Annotated in this window: 12 protein-coding genes and 1 pseudogene; 7 read left to right on the top strand and 6 right to left on the bottom strand. The window is 38.1% G+C overall.

Annotated elements, in window-relative coordinates:
- Positions 1-5: 5 nt before the first annotated feature.
- The 3 genes from B154_RS0124280 to B154_RS0124290 form a co-directional block, all read right to left on the bottom strand.
- Positions 6-968, bottom strand: a complete 963-nt coding sequence (locus tag B154_RS0124280; protein WP_018616960.1) for an amidohydrolase family protein — start codon at positions 966-968, stop codon at positions 6-8.
- A 40-nt stretch (positions 969-1,008) separates the two neighbouring features.
- Positions 1,009-2,160, bottom strand: a complete 1,152-nt coding sequence (locus tag B154_RS0124285; RefSeq protein ID WP_018616961.1) for an alpha/beta hydrolase — start codon at positions 2,158-2,160, stop codon at positions 1,009-1,011.
- A 74-nt stretch (positions 2,161-2,234) separates the two neighbouring features.
- On the bottom strand, positions 2,235-5,219 hold the full coding sequence (locus tag B154_RS0124290) for a PVC-type heme-binding CxxCH protein (RefSeq protein ID WP_211217544.1): 2,985 nt from the start codon (positions 5,217-5,219) through the stop codon (positions 2,235-2,237).
- Positions 5,220-5,687: 468 nt separating this feature from the next.
- On the opposite strand from B154_RS0124290, the gene B154_RS31645 reads away from it, so the two are divergent.
- From B154_RS31645 to B154_RS29680, 7 genes and pseudogenes are all read left to right on the top strand, one after another.
- Positions 5,688-5,864: a LacI family DNA-binding transcriptional regulator gene (locus B154_RS31645; protein WP_018616963.1), complete on the top strand. Its 177-nt coding sequence runs from the start codon at positions 5,688-5,690 to the stop codon at positions 5,862-5,864.
- A gap of 78 nt (positions 5,865-5,942) precedes the next feature.
- Positions 5,943-6,320 (top strand): annotated as a pseudogene (locus B154_RS0124300) (substrate-binding domain-containing protein); the annotation flags it as partial.
- An 11-nt stretch (positions 6,321-6,331) separates the two neighbouring features.
- Positions 6,332-6,697, top strand: a complete 366-nt coding sequence (locus B154_RS0124305; RefSeq protein WP_245542652.1) for a type 1 periplasmic-binding domain-containing protein — start codon at positions 6,332-6,334, stop codon at positions 6,695-6,697.
- Positions 6,698-7,404: 707 nt separating this feature from the next.
- Positions 7,405-8,442, top strand: coding sequence for a sialidase family protein (locus tag B154_RS0124315; RefSeq protein ID WP_018616966.1), 1,038 nt, complete (start codon positions 7,405-7,407; stop codon positions 8,440-8,442).
- 112 nt (positions 8,443-8,554) lie between these two features.
- Positions 8,555-10,135, top strand: a complete 1,581-nt coding sequence (locus B154_RS0124320; protein WP_018616967.1) for a sodium:solute symporter family protein — start codon at positions 8,555-8,557, stop codon at positions 10,133-10,135.
- Between the two features lie 68 nt (positions 10,136-10,203).
- Positions 10,204-11,127, top strand: coding sequence for a dihydrodipicolinate synthase family protein (locus B154_RS0124325; RefSeq protein WP_018616968.1), 924 nt, complete (start codon positions 10,204-10,206; stop codon positions 11,125-11,127).
- 284 nt (positions 11,128-11,411) lie between these two features.
- Positions 11,412-12,392: a dihydrodipicolinate synthase family protein gene (locus B154_RS29680; protein ID WP_018616969.1), complete on the top strand. Its 981-nt coding sequence runs from the start codon at positions 11,412-11,414 to the stop codon at positions 12,390-12,392.
- Between the two features lie 108 nt (positions 12,393-12,500).
- Here the strand turns inward: B154_RS29680 and B154_RS0124335 are convergent, their stop codons facing one another.
- The 3 genes from B154_RS0124335 to B154_RS0124345 form a co-directional block, all read right to left on the bottom strand.
- Positions 12,501-12,962, bottom strand: coding sequence for a VOC family protein (locus B154_RS0124335; protein WP_018616970.1), 462 nt, complete (start codon positions 12,960-12,962; stop codon positions 12,501-12,503).
- A 286-nt stretch (positions 12,963-13,248) separates the two neighbouring features.
- Positions 13,249-13,782 carry a dihydrofolate reductase family protein gene (locus tag B154_RS0124340; protein ID WP_018616971.1) on the bottom strand — a complete coding sequence of 178 codons (534 nt, stop codon included), beginning with the start codon at positions 13,780-13,782 and terminating at the stop codon, positions 13,249-13,251.
- 400 nt (positions 13,783-14,182) lie between these two features.
- Positions 14,183-15,646, bottom strand: coding sequence for a Gfo/Idh/MocA family protein (locus tag B154_RS0124345; protein WP_018616972.1), 1,464 nt, complete (start codon positions 15,644-15,646; stop codon positions 14,183-14,185).
- Between the last annotated feature and the right edge of the window lie 39 nt (positions 15,647-15,685).

Raw genomic sequence — 15,685 nt, forward strand, 5'->3', positions numbered from 1 at the left:
TGATGTTAAAGCCTGAATAGCTTTTTTGCATTTTCATACAATAATTTACGCTCCACTTCTTTTGTTGGTGCCAATCTGCGAACTGCCTCTATGATTTGGGATCCATCACAATCTTTTCCCTTTCCTGCCATGTCTGCACAATCGCTTCCAAAAAGAAGTTTATTTTGATGCCGATTTAAATAATCGCGGGTAAAAGCTTCATCTCGTGTAAGAGCGTTAAGCCCCGAACCTGCTGACAAATCACCAAACATGTTCGGGTAATTACTAAGATACGCTTCTGTTAGTCCACCCTTTGCAATAGCGCCCTTTGGATATAACACCGACTGATCTTTATGTTCTTTGTCTAGGTTTGCATGCCATGTTTGGGCATGTCCGATAAAATTTACTCTCGGATATTTTTCAAGCATTTTATAGAAACGCTCAAATCCATAATTATACATCTGGTATTGCCAGTGCATCAGTACAGGCACTTTGTAAGCCTGCGCCAACTGATAAATCTTTTGCATTTCTGTAGAATCGCATTCTATCCCAAACTTCAACTCACCTATTACCACTGCTCCTAACTTTAAATATTTTTCAATTTCAGGTATTGCATCGGGTAGGTCAGGCACATTGTTGGCTCCAAAAAGAAACTCTTTTGAATGTTTTTGGGCAAATAAATAACATTCTGCATTTTCACCGGCTTCTGCCTGCAATCCATTTGAAATGCCGTTATGTGTTGATGCTGAATTTACCGGCCTTCCTGCAGGCAAGAGAATACTGGTGGCTATGCCCATCTCCATTTGATGAAAAAGCATTTGCTCATCCGTACGCTCGTGATAATGAATGTGCTGGTGGATATCTATAATGGGTTCCTTCTTTACTTCCGGCATTTCGGCACCTTTCACCTTTAAAGTTGCCCCAAGAACAAGACAGCTTGTATTGGCGATAAATTTTCTGCGAGAGTAAGTTTTTTTTGATATTGACACGATAAACCGGGTTTAGTTAAAGAAATTTAGTTATACTATTTTAAGTATGAGCAACGCCGAATATTTTATTAATAAAACAATAAGCTTCTTCACGAACTTCGGTCGGAAAATCGTGTTGAGAGTTAGGATAACGCAATTCCAATTTATCTTCCGCCCCTAAAAAACGATATACTTCTGACACATCTTCAATTCCTTTTCTAACTCCCGCTACAGCAAAATTGCCATCATTTACAGGAGAATTTGAAAAAAATGCGCGTGGTGCAAGTGCAGCTATGACGTCACTAAAATCGAAAGGAATTTTTTTGGGATCTAATTTATATTTCTCACGCAACAATGGCATGTAACGGTCTTGTGCCCAGGGACCTAATCGTCCTCCATACCTTTTAGTAACATCTTCACCTGCATTGTAAAAATCCATAATGGTCCAGCCACAACTCGATATAATCACTTTTAATCTTGTGTCAAAAGCAGCTGTAAACAAAGCATTGTGACCACCTAGGGAATGGCCGATGACTCCTATGCGATCTGGATCAACATCTTCTCTCGACTGCAGGAAATCTATACAACGTATATTATCGAAGATACTTTTCATCGTGCCTGATTCGTAAGTATCATTGGTAAAATCATAGCCTTTCAAATCCCCAAATCCGGGATAGTCAGGTGCGATAACAACATATCCTCGCTGAGCCAGCTCTTTTGCATAAGCAAGGTTGGGATTGTGTCCTTTGCCATCTACGCTCATTTTTCCTATCTCATCCGTTTCATGCAGTGCAAGCATAGCAGGATATCTTTTCTTTTTGCTTTTCTTCTCGGGTATATATAAATAGGCCGGAACTTTTTCTTTTTCTGCTGCTGTAAAGCGCAATGTTAAACGAGTGTAATCAGCTTCTTTAACCTTTTCAATGATTTCTATATTGAAGGCAGGCAGCCCAGTAAGGCCTGGAAGTTTACCCATTGCCTTTTGCATTCCATCAAGTATCTGTTGTCTTTTTATTTCCCATTCTCTTAAAGTTGTAACCGCCTTTTTTTCACCACTTGCATCAACATAAGAAAGCAAATCAGATCTGTTAGAAGTTTTACCTTTCCTAATTTCCTTTGCAAAAGATGAGAAAGGATCTGAAACTGAAAAAACAAAAGAACCCATTGCCAGTGAAGCAATCAAACGCCTCCGGGTAAAATGACCTGTTTTCATTTATTAATTTTACTGGTAATGAAGCGAAACATTTAATAACCTTTTTGCTTTTTAACTGTTTTATTGCTAATAGTTTACTCCCCTTTATGTAAAAAAGCAAGAATATCTGCCATTTGTTGTTTATTAATTTTCTTTTCAAAATCATTTGGCATAGCCGACATTCCAAGAGCTATTAATGAAACAATGTCTTGCCGCGCAATATTGGTTACTTCTCCGCTGGTGTTGCTTAAGGTTATAGCTGTGGGAGTTTCCGTTGAAATAACTCCTTGAACGGTCCTTCCGTTGGTAAGTTTAACATTCCACATATCAAAACCGTTAGCAATAGATCTGTTTGGATCTAAAATGTTAGTCATGATATCTGCAGAGGACCACGCGTGAACGGTACCGAGGTCTGGTCCAAAGGCTCTGCCTATCTTTCCCGCAACCTGGTGACAGATACCGCAATTATTTTGAAAAAGTGATCTTCCCTGTGCCGGATCTCCTTTTAATTGCACAGCATCCTGATATTGTGCGATAACGTCTTTTCGATTGTCTCCCTTCTCGGTTAATAGTCGTCTTGCACGATCCATATATTCTCCATGTGACCTAAGCGCAACACTTTGACCCCAGTTAATAGCCCCGCGGTTGACCTTTCCGGCTTCGATTGCATCAAGAAGTAATTTAATCCTTTCATCGGTTGCAATAAAAGTATTAATTGCACTTGTCCGTAATTCGGGTGTCAATGTCTCCCACTGTTGTAGCAAATACTTACTGACGTCTGCGCCTGGTATAACACTGAGCGTTCTTAAAGCCGCAATTTGAACAGGTAAAGGATTACTTGGAGTGATTAACTTTTTTAGAAATTGATCGTATTGCTTTGGATTTCCCAGTGCCAGAAAATCGATAGCTACTACCCGCTTATCTGGAGTTACGCTCTCATTGCCGGCTAATTTTTCAGCTTTGGCCATGGCGGCTGAAGTTTGAGATCCATTTGAAAGACCAATTACTTTTAAAATATGCAAAAGAGAAGCTTTTAAGTCTGAATTTGCAGAATCGGCCAAAATTGTGTTGATGATCAAAGGTCGTTGTGTACCTAATTCAACTGGTATAGATTTTCTATACCCAAGCCCTTGGGCTAAACCATCAACAAGTGCAGGCTGCCACGAATTTAGCTCATTTTTTGCCGTAGTAGCCTTTTGAATTAATTGCTGAATTACAGATGCTTCCTGGCTTTTCCCAATTATACCGCTTAACAGGTTAACTAAAGATGCATGTGCAGGAACTGATGGATCGAGCCTGGAAAGCACTGCATTTAGCAGAGAAACAGATTGAGCCGAAGTTGCACTTAGCGCTGCAATTTGTACCCATTTATCATTAATATCTTTAAAAAGAAGTTCCTGCCTTACCCTATCCGCTTCAAGCGTATTGATGGAACCTAATGTACAAAGCAACTGGTATCTGACTTTTGCATCCAGATCATTTTTCATTGCCAGCAGTGGCGAAACCAGGTTTTTGTCGCCGTCTAAGTGTAACTCGGCTAATTGAATTGCGTTAGTTCTTATGCCAGGCAAAGGATCTTTTAATACCTGAATGATCAAATCTGAAGTTAATTTACCCATTCCTTCCAATGTCCATAACGCATGTAATCGTCCCATTGCAGCCTTTGAGTTTTGGGCCATTTTGATTAATGGGACTGTTGCATTATCTGAGTTTCGATCAACAAGCAATCTTTGTGCGTTGTTCCTCCACCATATATTTTTATCGTTTAGCTTTTCTACCAGTTGTTCCTCCGTTGCCTGGTCGAGGTGCACGCCTTTAGTCCAGTCTGCAGAACCAGCATTTGAAGCACTGATCCGATAAATTCGCCCGGTTCCGGTTCCATTGTATAAATTGACATTTTTAAGCACTTCTTCCGACATAAACTCAGGCCCTTCTATCACCTGCCTGTAAAAATCTACAACATAAAGCGCGCCATCGGGACCGATGTATGTATTTACCAAACGGCAGTAAGGGTCGGTGGATGCAAGAAACTCTTTATGCTCAAGAATGCGGTTTGCCTTAAAGGTTACCCCATCAGACTCTAAACGATCAACATGAAGTACATTACTTACAGGCTCTGCAACAAAGGTTACATTCTCATTATATTTTTCCGGGAAAGCGCCGCCCAGATAAGCAGTAAGACCGCAAGCTGATGTAAATACTCCTACATCTGTCAACATCTGATATTCAGGATTTTTAGTTATAGGAAATACTTCAGAGTGGTTAGCCAGTGTTTTTGTAGCATCAGAAATAATCAAATCGGGGTTACGTTGAAGATACCTGTCGGCGACTACTTCATGGTAAATGTGTTTACTGTTATTTACCATGAAATGATTTCCCCATGCATCAAATGTGTGTCCGAACTGTGTTTTTCCTGATAACGACTCTAACTTTTTCTGTTCTGGCCGAAACCGTACCGATGTTTCTGGCAGTCGTCGGGAAGTATCATCAGGATAATGAATATTGGTTTCTTTTATGACAGGCAAATTGGCGAGATAAATCCAATTGTCCAAGCCATAAAGGGGGTTGTTGACATTTGCTTCAAGATTGGATGTATCAAAACCGGTCAGCATTGTTTGTTTAAAGTCAGCTTTGCCGTCTCCGTCTTTATCCTCCATGTAGTAAACATTTGGAGGATCGGTAACTATTACTCCTTTCTTCCAACGCATGATACCGCTGGGGAGAATCAGTGAATCCGCAAAAACTGAACTTTTGTCCATCTTCGCATCACCATTTGTATCAGTTAATAATATTACCTTTCCCTTTCCCGATTTATCCAGCGGCATCCCCTGCATTTCAACTACGTACATTCTACCCAACTCATCTATAGTCATAGCAACAGGATCGCTGATCAGCGGTTCACTTGCCACCAACTCAATTTTAAATCCTGGTTCTAATTCGAAAGTTGATAAAGAATTCTCGGCAGATTTACTAAACGGAGAAGCGGGCTTATTGTTACAAGCTATTGCCATAGGTAATAACAAAACCACTAAGACTATTAGTAAATAATGCCGACATAAATACACGTGTTTTTTTTGCATGCTCTAATTTTATTATAATCACTAACATAATAGCAAAAGCTCTATATGCGTGATTTGCCTCGTTTCTTGTAGTTTACACAGATATCATTTCTCCTTCTCGAAACAGCTAATTTAGAAGATTCTTTTATAGTAGAAACGGCTCTGGTTAGGTTTACTTTTTTTGTGTTCCATATCCCGCCACCACTCTTCAGCTAAATTATGGTTAAATTTTAGAGTTGCAAGATCACGATAGGTAAAATGATTATTACAACGTTTGAAATTGTTACTACAAACGTTTGAAATAATTAAAAAACTATAGAAACATCGTTATTTTTTTACTATAGCCACTTATATTAGCAGTAAATATTTCTTTATTACCGCTTTAGTTCTTTTAAAAATTACTAATATTTATTTTAATATATTAGATTCTTCTGCTTCGTATTATTTTCAATAACAAGTTCTTTTAAGGGAGAAAAAGAAATGATAGTAATGAAAAAAGGTATAACCTTAAAAGATCTTGCGAGAAGGTTAAATATGTCCATATCAACGGTATCAAAAGCTCTTAATAATGATATTTCAATAAGTATTTTGACAAAAGAAAGAGTAAGTAACCTTGCAAAAGAGTGGGTTATATCCCCAACAAATCTGCCCGAAATTTTAAATTGAATAAAAGCCTGACAATAGGGTTGATATTGCCCGACCTGCTTGATCAATTTTTTGTACCTGCTATAAAATGGTGTTGAAGAGATTGCTGAAAAAGAAAAATATAACATTATTGTGTCTCAAACACATGAGGATGTTGTAAAGGAAGAAAACATAGCAAATGTTATGATAAAGAATCGTGTAGATGGTTTGATAGTTGTCGTCACTAAAAGCACGGTAGACATGGCATTCTTTGAAAAATTTAAAACTGTCGGTATTCCTGTTATGTGTATTGTCAGAGAACCTCAAAATCATTCTTTTAATTGCGTTTCAATAGATAACGAGGAAGGAGCTTTTAAAGCAACAGATTTTTTAATTAAAAAAGGGCACCGCAGGATAGCTCATATAATGGGACCAGACGTTGACACATTTCACAGTTCCGCTTACGGGGATATAAACAAGCACTTAAAAAAAACATGATCCCTTTAGATATGGAGCTAGTAAAAGTGGTTGATTTTACCAAAAGAGATACAGAAAGAGCGATGCAGGAGTTAATGGAATTAAAAGCTGCTCCAACAGCAATTTTCACTTTCAAAAATTATATTACGTTAGATGCTATTGAGTTTATAAAATGTAAATATCCGGACAAGTTAGATTTGATAGATTTTACAGACTTTGGCAACCTCCCATTATTTGACTATTTGGAAAATAAGCCAGTCGCTTCAATTGAAGAAAATTTCTACGAAGTTGGTAAACAAGGCGCAATTTTACTTTTTCAAATTATAAACGAAGTAAATAGGAACTTAAATGAAGATCCAAAAAATATCAAAATACCTTGCAAACTCATAATTCATTGATAGAAATATTTATAAGATTGAGTCGATTTTTACTTACTTAATTTATTTATAAGCTTGTTACTAAAGCAAATCAAAAGCCTGCAACTCCTTCATTTAAACATCAGCTAGGATTCGAACTGCCTGCTGACTAAAAAAAGACAAACAAGGTTGAAAAATAATAAAAATCAACATCTTAAGATTCTAGTCCTGCGCACTTAATAAACCTTGTACTTATTTGATTATCATATATTTACAGGTTTTTTTATCATCCCATTTCTTTTTCAGCAGGACGGATGAATGTGTAGCCGCTCTATTACCGCTCTTAATTTGCCACTGACTTCTGCGGCTATTGATTGCAGGTTTGCATTATCTACGGCACCCATAGACTCTAAAGTATTAATGGCAGATACTTTAACCGTGCCGTTTCATGCTGCTGAACAAGAAAAAACACAATGGGTTCCGAAGAAAGGTTACGAAGCAGTCAAGATATGAAAGTTGTTAGATTAACTTCAACACCCTTACGAAAAGAGGCCATAGCAGGCGGGAAGATCAACAAAAAGCCGGATTGAAATCCGGCTACAATCCATTTTCATTTGGACATGCTAAAAACCATCTTTATAGACCGGATAATTATAGACTGGTTTAATGCAATTTTTTATTGTTAGAGTACCGCTGTTATTAAGTTTATATAATAAAATGCATTTACTTACAACACAATTAAAATACTTATGAGATCATTCAAAACATTATTTATTGGATTATTCTTTTTATCATTTACCTGCAGGGGACAAAACTCATGGCGAATTGCTAAGGAAGAATTAATTTTTAATAACCCGCCTTTTGCCCAATGCCATGCATCCACCATTGTGGAGGTTAAGCCAGGAAAACGAATGGTAGCATACTTTGCAGGTACTGGTGAAGGTCATAAGGATGTTAGTATATGGCTTTCAGTAGAGGAAAAAGGAAAGTGGAATGTTCCGGTATTAATTGCAGACGGAGTGATTAACGATACACTTCGCTACCCCTCATGGAATCCGGTTTTATTTAAGGCAAAAGAAGGTAAACTTTTTTTATTTTATAAAGTGGGACCCTCACCTCGTGAATGGTGGGGAATGGTTCGAACTTCAACAGATGATGGAAAAACATGGACTGCTCCTCAAAAATTACCTGATGGAATCTTAGGACCTATTAAAAATAAACCTGTCCAACTATCTGATGGAACTATTCTGGCTCCGTCAAGTACAGAAACAAGAGAAAGCTGGAAAGTGCATATAGAAAAATCAACTGACCTGGGTGCAACGTGGCAATCGATACCTGTTGATCCTAATACAGCGTTTGATGTCATTCAGCCTAGTATATTATTTCATCCTGGCAAGAGGCTACAAATAGTTTGCAGAAGCAAGAATGATAAAATTATCGAAGCTTACTCTGAAGACAATGGGAACACATGGGGAACTTTATCCAAAACAGATCTTCCAAATCCAAATTCAGGCATCGATGCAGTTACTTTAAAGAACGGGTGGCAACTTTTAGTTTATAACCCAACGAAAAGCAAAGAGGTCTTTAACGAACGGGCAAAGCTGAATGTCGCCGTTTCAAAAAATGGTAAAGATTGGACCGACGTAGCTATTTTGGAAAATGGCACAAAGGAAGAATATAGCTACCCGGCTGTCATTGAAACAAAAGATGGAAAAGTGCACATTACCTATACTTACGATAGGAAGAATGTGAAGCATGTTGTTCTTGAATCCCGTGGTCAGCGCTAAGACTTTTACCGGGAATAAAAGTTTTCACTGTTGTTTTTTGATTTATTGATATCTTAGGTTTCGCCTCTTAAAATAAAAGTGATCTCACAATTTTCACCTTTTGAACCTGCCAATGAAAAGACTTCCGATTATAGATCTATCCATCATTATCATTTACTTATTGGCAATGGTGATAGTGGGTCTTTATTTTTCGCGAAAGAATAAGAGTTCTGCTCAATATACCAAAGCTTCAGGTTCTATTCCCGGGTGGGCTATAGGATTGTCAATTTACGCTACTTTTTTAAGTAGTAATACTTTTCTGGGGGTTCCGGGCAAAGCGTTTGGAAGCAACTGGAATGCTTTTGTTTTTAGTATTTCTATGCCTTTTGCTGCCTGGATCGCTTCTAAATATTTTGTGCCATTTTACCGTAAAACAGGTGAAATATCTGCCTATACCCATCTTGAACACCGGTTCGGCTCATGGGCGCGTACCTATACGGTTATATGCTTTCTGCTGACTCAGCTTGCAAGAATGGGTTCAATATTTTTTGGAATAGCTTTAAGCCTACAGGCGCTTGTAGGCTACCCAATGTCAACGATTATGATTGTAATGGGAATATGTATTATTCTTTATACCGTCTTAGGGGGTATGGAGGCTGTGATATGGACGGAAGTGATACAGGGAGTAATAAAAACCCTGGGAGCTTTTGTTATCCTTTATTTAATTATCAACGACATGCCAGGAGGAATATCAAAAGTATTGGAAACAGGCAATCACGATGACAAATTTAGTTTAGGAGCTTTTTCTCCCAATTTTGTCGAATCGACTTTTTGGGTAGTTCTCTTTTACGGGTTCTTTATCAACCTCAATAATTTTGGTATGGATCAGAATTATATACAAAGATACCATACCGCCACTTCTTCAAAAGAGGCTTCAAAATCACTTTGGTTATGTGTTGCTATGTATGTTCCTGCTTCACTCTTGTTTTTTATAATTGGCTCATCACTCTATTCGTATTACCAGGTTCATCCTCAGGATATCGAAATTGTACGGCAGCAGGTTGCAGGTGAAAAGCTTGGTTCCCTGGCTTCTTCTCATCAAATTAGCCAACTCGCCTCTACTTTAAAACCGGAGGATTATGGGGATAAAGTAATGCCACATTTCATGGTTACTAAAATGCCTGCAGGAATACTCGGTCTCGTTATTTCTGCGATCTTATCAGCAGCCATGAGTACAATAAGTTCCGGCATGAATGCTTCTGCCACTGTGTTTACCGTTGATATTTATAAAAGGTATTTTAAACCAGAACTTTCAGAAAAAAAGAATTTACAGGTTCTTTATATTGGAACGGTAGCGTTTGGATTGTTAGGAATGGGCACCGGTATTGCCATGATTGGCGTAAAAAGTCTATTGGATGCCTGGTGGGAGTTGTCGGGAATATTTGCAGGCGGCATGCTTGGTCTCTTTCTTTTAGGCATTATAAGCCGTCAAACAAAAAATCATGAAGCGCTTACTGCAACTATAATTGGCATCGTTGTTATATTGTGGATGACATTCTCCACCTATTTACCTGAGAAATATTATTTTTTAAAAAATCCTCTACATAAAAACATGGTTATTGTAATTGGAACACTTACCATTTTTTTAGTAGGGCTTGCACTTACATATAGCAAAAGAAATTTTAAAAAAAGATTCGAATTAGTTGAGGTATAATCTAACCCTATTTTTCATAAGTATTATAACTAAACACCGGTCTTATTTTTTTACAAATGAATGTTTCTATGAATACAAAGTTTGTTCCTGTAATGCTTACTCCTTTTAAGGTGAGTGGTGAAGTTGATTATGATTGTTTAACACAGTTGACAGAATACTATTTGAAATCGGGAGCGCAAGGATTATTTGCCAATTGCCTTTCGAGCGAAATGTATGAATTAACTGAAGTAGAAAGATTGCAGGTGGTAAAACATGTTGTGAAAGTAGCGAATGGTTCTGTTCCGGTAGTAGCTACAGGAACTTTTGAAGGTTCAATAAATGAGCAAGCAGAATTTATTAAGCGCATGAATGACGTGGGTACGCAGGCTGTAATTATTATAACAGGGCTTATGGCGACACAACACGAGGGAGAGGATGTTTTTAACCAACGTGTATTTCAATTACTGAACCTTACAGCTAATATTCCTGTCGGCTTGTATGAATGTCCTGTACCATATAAGAGGCTGCTATCTCCCGATCAATTAAAACTATTTATAGACACTGGCAGGGTAAAATACCTAAAGGACACCTGTCTTGATTTAAGCCAGGTTAAAGCCAAAATCAGGGCCGGTTTCGGACACGACTTTGGACTGTATGACGCGTATATGGTTAACGCTGTGGAGTCTTTAAAAGCAGGTGCAGCAGGCCTTTCCTGCATCCAGGGCAATTATTTTCCTGAGCTTATTAGCTGGTTATGCAAGAATTATGACAACGATGAACTGGATACGGAAGTAGACAAAGTGATGGATTTCTTTGTTGGAAACATGGATATTATGCATAACGTTTATCCTATTTCAGCTAAGTATTGTCTACAAAAACAAGTTATAAACATTTCAACAACGGTACGTGCACCAGGCAAAACATTTACCTCAGATGTTAAGAACCAAATAGATGCTCTTTACTGTAAGGGCTTATTATTACAAAAAGATCTTCAATTAGAAGTTTGGCCTTAACTACTGTTTCAAAAAATGATATCGCATATAAATTTAACGCGCAGTTTATCCTAAAGCTTTTCATTTTCCAGCCTATCTACTTTTCACGGCTTGCTTTTTTATTGTTAAACACCAGCTTTCATTTTATCCTCTTATTGCTAATTGCCCTTGAAAAGTATTATAGCTGCCATTCAATTAATTTGTAATGGTTAAGGGAAAAACCTTTTAATTTTGATTACAAGGTTTAATAAATATTTCTTCAGAATTCCAAAGCAAAATGTCGCCGACTTATAAATAACAGCATTATGAATACTAACGAAAATAAATTGTTTCCTGTTCTATTAACTCCTTTTGACTTGAAAGCAAAAGTTGATTATGATGTGTTAGGTCGCCTGATTGATTTTTACCTCGCTGCAGGCGCTAAAGGTTTTTTTGCAAATTGTTTTAGCAGCGAAATGTATAGCTTAAGTGAGGACGAAAGGCTGGAACTTGCAAAATATATTGTACATAGGGTTAAAGGACGTGTTCCTGTTTTAGCAACAGGCTCCTTTGGTTTAACTATTTTTGACAAAGCGGAATTTACCAGGAAAATTTACGCTATTGGTGTTGATGCGGTTATTTTAATAACAAGTCATTATGCCAATGCAGATGAGAGTGATAATGTTCTATTACAGAACTTCGAAAAGATGCTTAGATTAACTGACAACATACCCATGGGATTGTATGAGTGTCCTGTTCCTTACAAACGTATATTAAAAGCAGATGTATTTAAAAAGCTGCTTGCAACTGACAGGATATTTTATCACAAAGATGCGACGGTAGATCCGGATGTTATGAAAGCAAAACTTGAAATAGCAAAAGAATTTCCATCATTACAAATTTTCGAATCTTATACTCCAAATGCTTTGCAATCCCTCAATTGTGGAGCAAAAGGAATATCTTCTATTTCCGGAATCTTTTTTCCTGAATTAGTTGCCTGGCTTTGTAATAACGCTACCAATCACGATAAAACATCGAAAGTTCACTGGCTGCAGGAAGAATTGACCCCAGTGGATGAATTAATTCATGATGCTTATCCGATGAGTGCCAAATATTTCTTAAGAAGAAGAGGTTTACCAATCAGGTTAATAAGCAGGGCTTATGCTAAAGAATTAACGGCCAAGCAAAAGCAATTGCTCGATGAAGTATATAACAAGTTTATAAACTGGTGCGCCACTTTACATATTGAACCCGTAAATGTTGAAGAAGTTTTACTTCCACCCGGACGTTTAGATCCTGCTTTTTAACCTGGGAATATTCAATTTTAAACTAAACGATTCGCTAGGTTAACGGTTTGGGTATTTGCAAAGGCAGGGCATTTGAATTCGGCCAGTCCTGCTTTTGCAAATGCCTTGTTAGGCGTTCGTTGTTTTCATCTCTATTTTTCCGTTATAGTTTGGGTCAAATTCCACAATCCACTCAATACCGTATTTGTCTCTAAAACAACCAAAGTATGAACCCCAGGGGCTATCACCAATTGGCCCTTCTATTTGTCCTCCTACTGAAAGCCCATTAAATAATTTGTCTGCTTCTTCTTTACTCTCCGCATTTATTACAATTTTACTTCTGTTCTCATTTTCGTTTGTTTTTCCCATACTTTCCGGAACATCATTTGCCATCAACATATTACTTTTACCGATAGGCAAAGCAATATGCATAATTTTATTTTCTTCTTTTTCCGCCACCGGAAACTCTGGGCTTGCAAGGTCTTTGAAACGAATAATTTTTGCAAATTCTCCGCCAAATACTGATTTGTAAAAGGTAAAAGCTTCTTCGGCATTTCCGTTAAAGTTAATGTGAGGATTGATGAGTGCCATAGTTATTATAATTGATTTATAGTGTCCAAACGTACCGCTTAACTTCCAAATAAATAAGGTATAATCGCGTCAAAAAAGAGGTTGATTGCGCCAGTAGTTACCTGGATATGTCAGCCTAAATTGGTGAAAGTTGTTAATTACAATGTCGGCTAACGGTTACGGTATTGGCGTAGAGGCGGATTTTAGCACAATAGCTGAATAGAAATACTTCTGTTCAGCCTTGTGCGAGTAATCAATAGAATTTCGTCAGCCGCCATTACGCCATACCTTGTTGGCGGTTCGTTGTTTACTTTTTTCGCTCGTAATGCAGTTGTGTCAATCCCGTTTCAAATGTTTTTACTGTGGTAAATTCAAGTGTTTGCTCAGGTCTTCCGTCCTTAAAAAGTCTTGTTCCGTCACCTAATAAAACTGGGATAACCGAAATTATAAACTCGTCTATCAGGTCGTGCTTCAATAGTTCATTTATAACTTCTGCACCACCATCACAATAAATATTTTTTCCTTTTTCAGACTTTAATCGTTCAACTAATTTGGTCAGGTTTCCTGTATAGAATGTCGTTCTACCTACTTGCGGTCTTTCATTTCTTGTTATGACATAAACATCTCGTTGTCCATTGTCGTAATGAGATGGACCGATTTCTTTAAGCACATAATCATAGGTTCTTCTACCAATAATTAATGTGTCAATTGTGTCTGTAAATTCCGCATAACCATAGTCTTCGCCTTCCTTTTCAACGAGTTTTAAGAAACCAAGGTCGTCATTGGGTTTTGCAATGTAGCCGTCTAAACTTGTTGCAATGAAAAGTGATATTTTTCGCATTTGTTTTGAATTTTAATGTTCCTGCAAAATTACTTTTGGACAATCACTTGCACTTTGTAGAAATGCGACAAATTAAAGTAGTGAGGGTGAAATTCCCGTGTTTCGATTGATTTCATTGGCAAGATGCGAATGGTTATAATATCCACATTCAATAGCAATATCTAAGAAACTCCGATTTTCGTTTAAGGCAAACTCCTAATAAATGTGCTTCGCTTTCAATAAAATTGTCTTTGAATGAAGTCATTGCACCAACTACATAAGTTTTTCCAAATTCCAATGAAACCAAGCCTTGTCTGTCAAACAAGTATTATTCAACTTCACAACTCATTTTCAAAATTTCTGCATGCTGCGGCTATACACTACACATTCAATTTATCGCTCCCGGGCTTTATCATTATTTCTATACTCCTAAACTCCAACCTTTGCGATATTCTCGTTTTACAAATTGGTTTACTTCATCATAATTTGTAACACGCATATTCTCATGATCCCAGACTAATTTCATATTACTTCCAGGGTAATCAAAACCTTTACCTGAAGCTCTTGGTTTAGGCGTATCGGCGGCGCGGATAGCGAGGTTTGCCATTAAGATCGCTTCTGTTAACGGACCAGCTAAATTAAAGGGAGAACTCAGTTCTTTGTTACCATAACCTGCTATCGCTCCTTCTACCCACTGCGCATAATGACCATCTGCGCTTCCGGGAACCCGGGCGAGGGTTTGCTTTACGTGAACTTCATTATTACGTGAAAGTGGTATTAGACGAGGATCCGCTGCATATTCACTGGCCATCATTTTCCCCTTAGTTCCAATAAATAATATTCCGCTATTTCCATCTCCAAATGTTTCATTTGGACCTAGCTCAATAGGACGTTCCGGCTTTATTCCTCCATCCATCCAGTGCATGGTTACCGGGCCTTGTGTTTTAGCTGTTTTCGGAAAAGTCAGTGTTGCATGACTGGAAGGAGGAAAACTATCAGGGAAAACACCTCTTTTACCAAAATCAGTAAACACACTGGTAACGGAGGCTTGTACATCGGTCGCATATTTTAGGCCAAGTACACTAAAAGGAGCTTCCATAAGATGGCACCCCAGATCACCCAATGCGCCTGTACCATAATCCCACCATCCCCGCCAGCTTCCCGGAATTAATTTATCTACATAATCTTTATAAGGCGCTGTACCAAGCCATAAATCCCAATCAAGTCCTTTAGGCACAGGAGGTTTATCTGTAGGCCAGGGGATACCCTGTGGCCATATTGGCCTGTTGGTAAAAATATAAACTGTATCAACATCTCCAATAACGCCGGCGTCATACCATTCACGTAGTTGCCTTACACCATCTCCGGAAGAGCCTTGGTTTCCCATTTGTGTAACGACTTTATAACGCTCAGCTGCTTCTGTTAATTTACGGGCTTCATATATATCGTGCGTCATTGGTTTTTGAACATAGACGTGTTTGCCTCTTTGCATCGCTGCCATTGCAACAACGGCATGAGTATGATCAGGAGTGGATACGGACACGGCATCAAAATTTTTGGCTTCTTTATCAAACATCTCACGCCAGTCTTTATAGTACTTAGCCTTAGGGAAAGCTTTGACTGAAGTTTCCGCCATACGATCATCAACATCACAAAGAAAACCTATGTCAGCCTTTCCACTTTTATAAAAATTAGCGAGATCTGACTTCCCTTTACCTCCTACACCAACGCCTGCTACAATTAGACGATCGCTAGGCGCAAGAAACCCGCGGCCTCCTAATACATGACGGGGAACGATCATAAACCCGGCAGCACTAAGGGAAGTATTTTTGATAAAATCTCTGCGGGTATTACCTCCAGATGAATTCATTTTGTTTTCTGACATAGTTTTTAGTTTGATGGTTATGATGATGGGTTATTTGAA

It is taken from the genome of Segetibacter koreensis DSM 18137, assembly GCF_000374045.1.
GTDB lineage: Bacteria > Bacteroidota > Bacteroidia > Chitinophagales > Chitinophagaceae > Segetibacter > Segetibacter koreensis.

What these genes read in the sequence shown, in the direction of transcription:
- B154_RS0124285 (WP_018616961.1), bottom strand. Translation starts at nt 2,160, where the DNA reads ATGAAAACAGGTCATTTTACCCGGAGGCGTTTGATTGCTTCACTGGCA.
- B154_RS0124290 (WP_211217544.1), bottom strand. Translation starts at nt 5,219, where the DNA reads ATGCAAAAAAAACACGTGTATTTATGTCGGCATTATTTACTAATAGTC.
- B154_RS31645 (WP_018616963.1), top strand. Translation starts at nt 5,688, where the DNA reads ATGAAAAAAGGTATAACCTTAAAAGATCTTGCGAGAAGGTTAAATATG.
- B154_RS0124305 (WP_245542652.1), top strand. Translation starts at nt 6,332, where the DNA reads ATGGAGCTAGTAAAAGTGGTTGATTTTACCAAAAGAGATACAGAAAGA.
- B154_RS0124315 (WP_018616966.1), top strand. Translation starts at nt 7,405, where the DNA reads ATGAGATCATTCAAAACATTATTTATTGGATTATTCTTTTTATCATTT.
- B154_RS0124320 (WP_018616967.1), top strand. Translation starts at nt 8,555, where the DNA reads ATGAAAAGACTTCCGATTATAGATCTATCCATCATTATCATTTACTTA.
- B154_RS0124325 (WP_018616968.1), top strand. Translation starts at nt 10,204, where the DNA reads ATGAATACAAAGTTTGTTCCTGTAATGCTTACTCCTTTTAAGGTGAGT.
- B154_RS29680 (WP_018616969.1), top strand. Translation starts at nt 11,412, where the DNA reads ATGAATACTAACGAAAATAAATTGTTTCCTGTTCTATTAACTCCTTTT.
- B154_RS0124335 (WP_018616970.1), bottom strand. Translation starts at nt 12,962, where the DNA reads ATGGCACTCATCAATCCTCACATTAACTTTAACGGAAATGCCGAAGAA.
- B154_RS0124340 (WP_018616971.1), bottom strand. Translation starts at nt 13,782, where the DNA reads ATGCGAAAAATATCACTTTTCATTGCAACAAGTTTAGACGGCTACATT.
- B154_RS0124345 (WP_018616972.1), bottom strand. Translation starts at nt 15,646, where the DNA reads ATGTCAGAAAACAAAATGAATTCATCTGGAGGTAATACCCGCAGAGAT.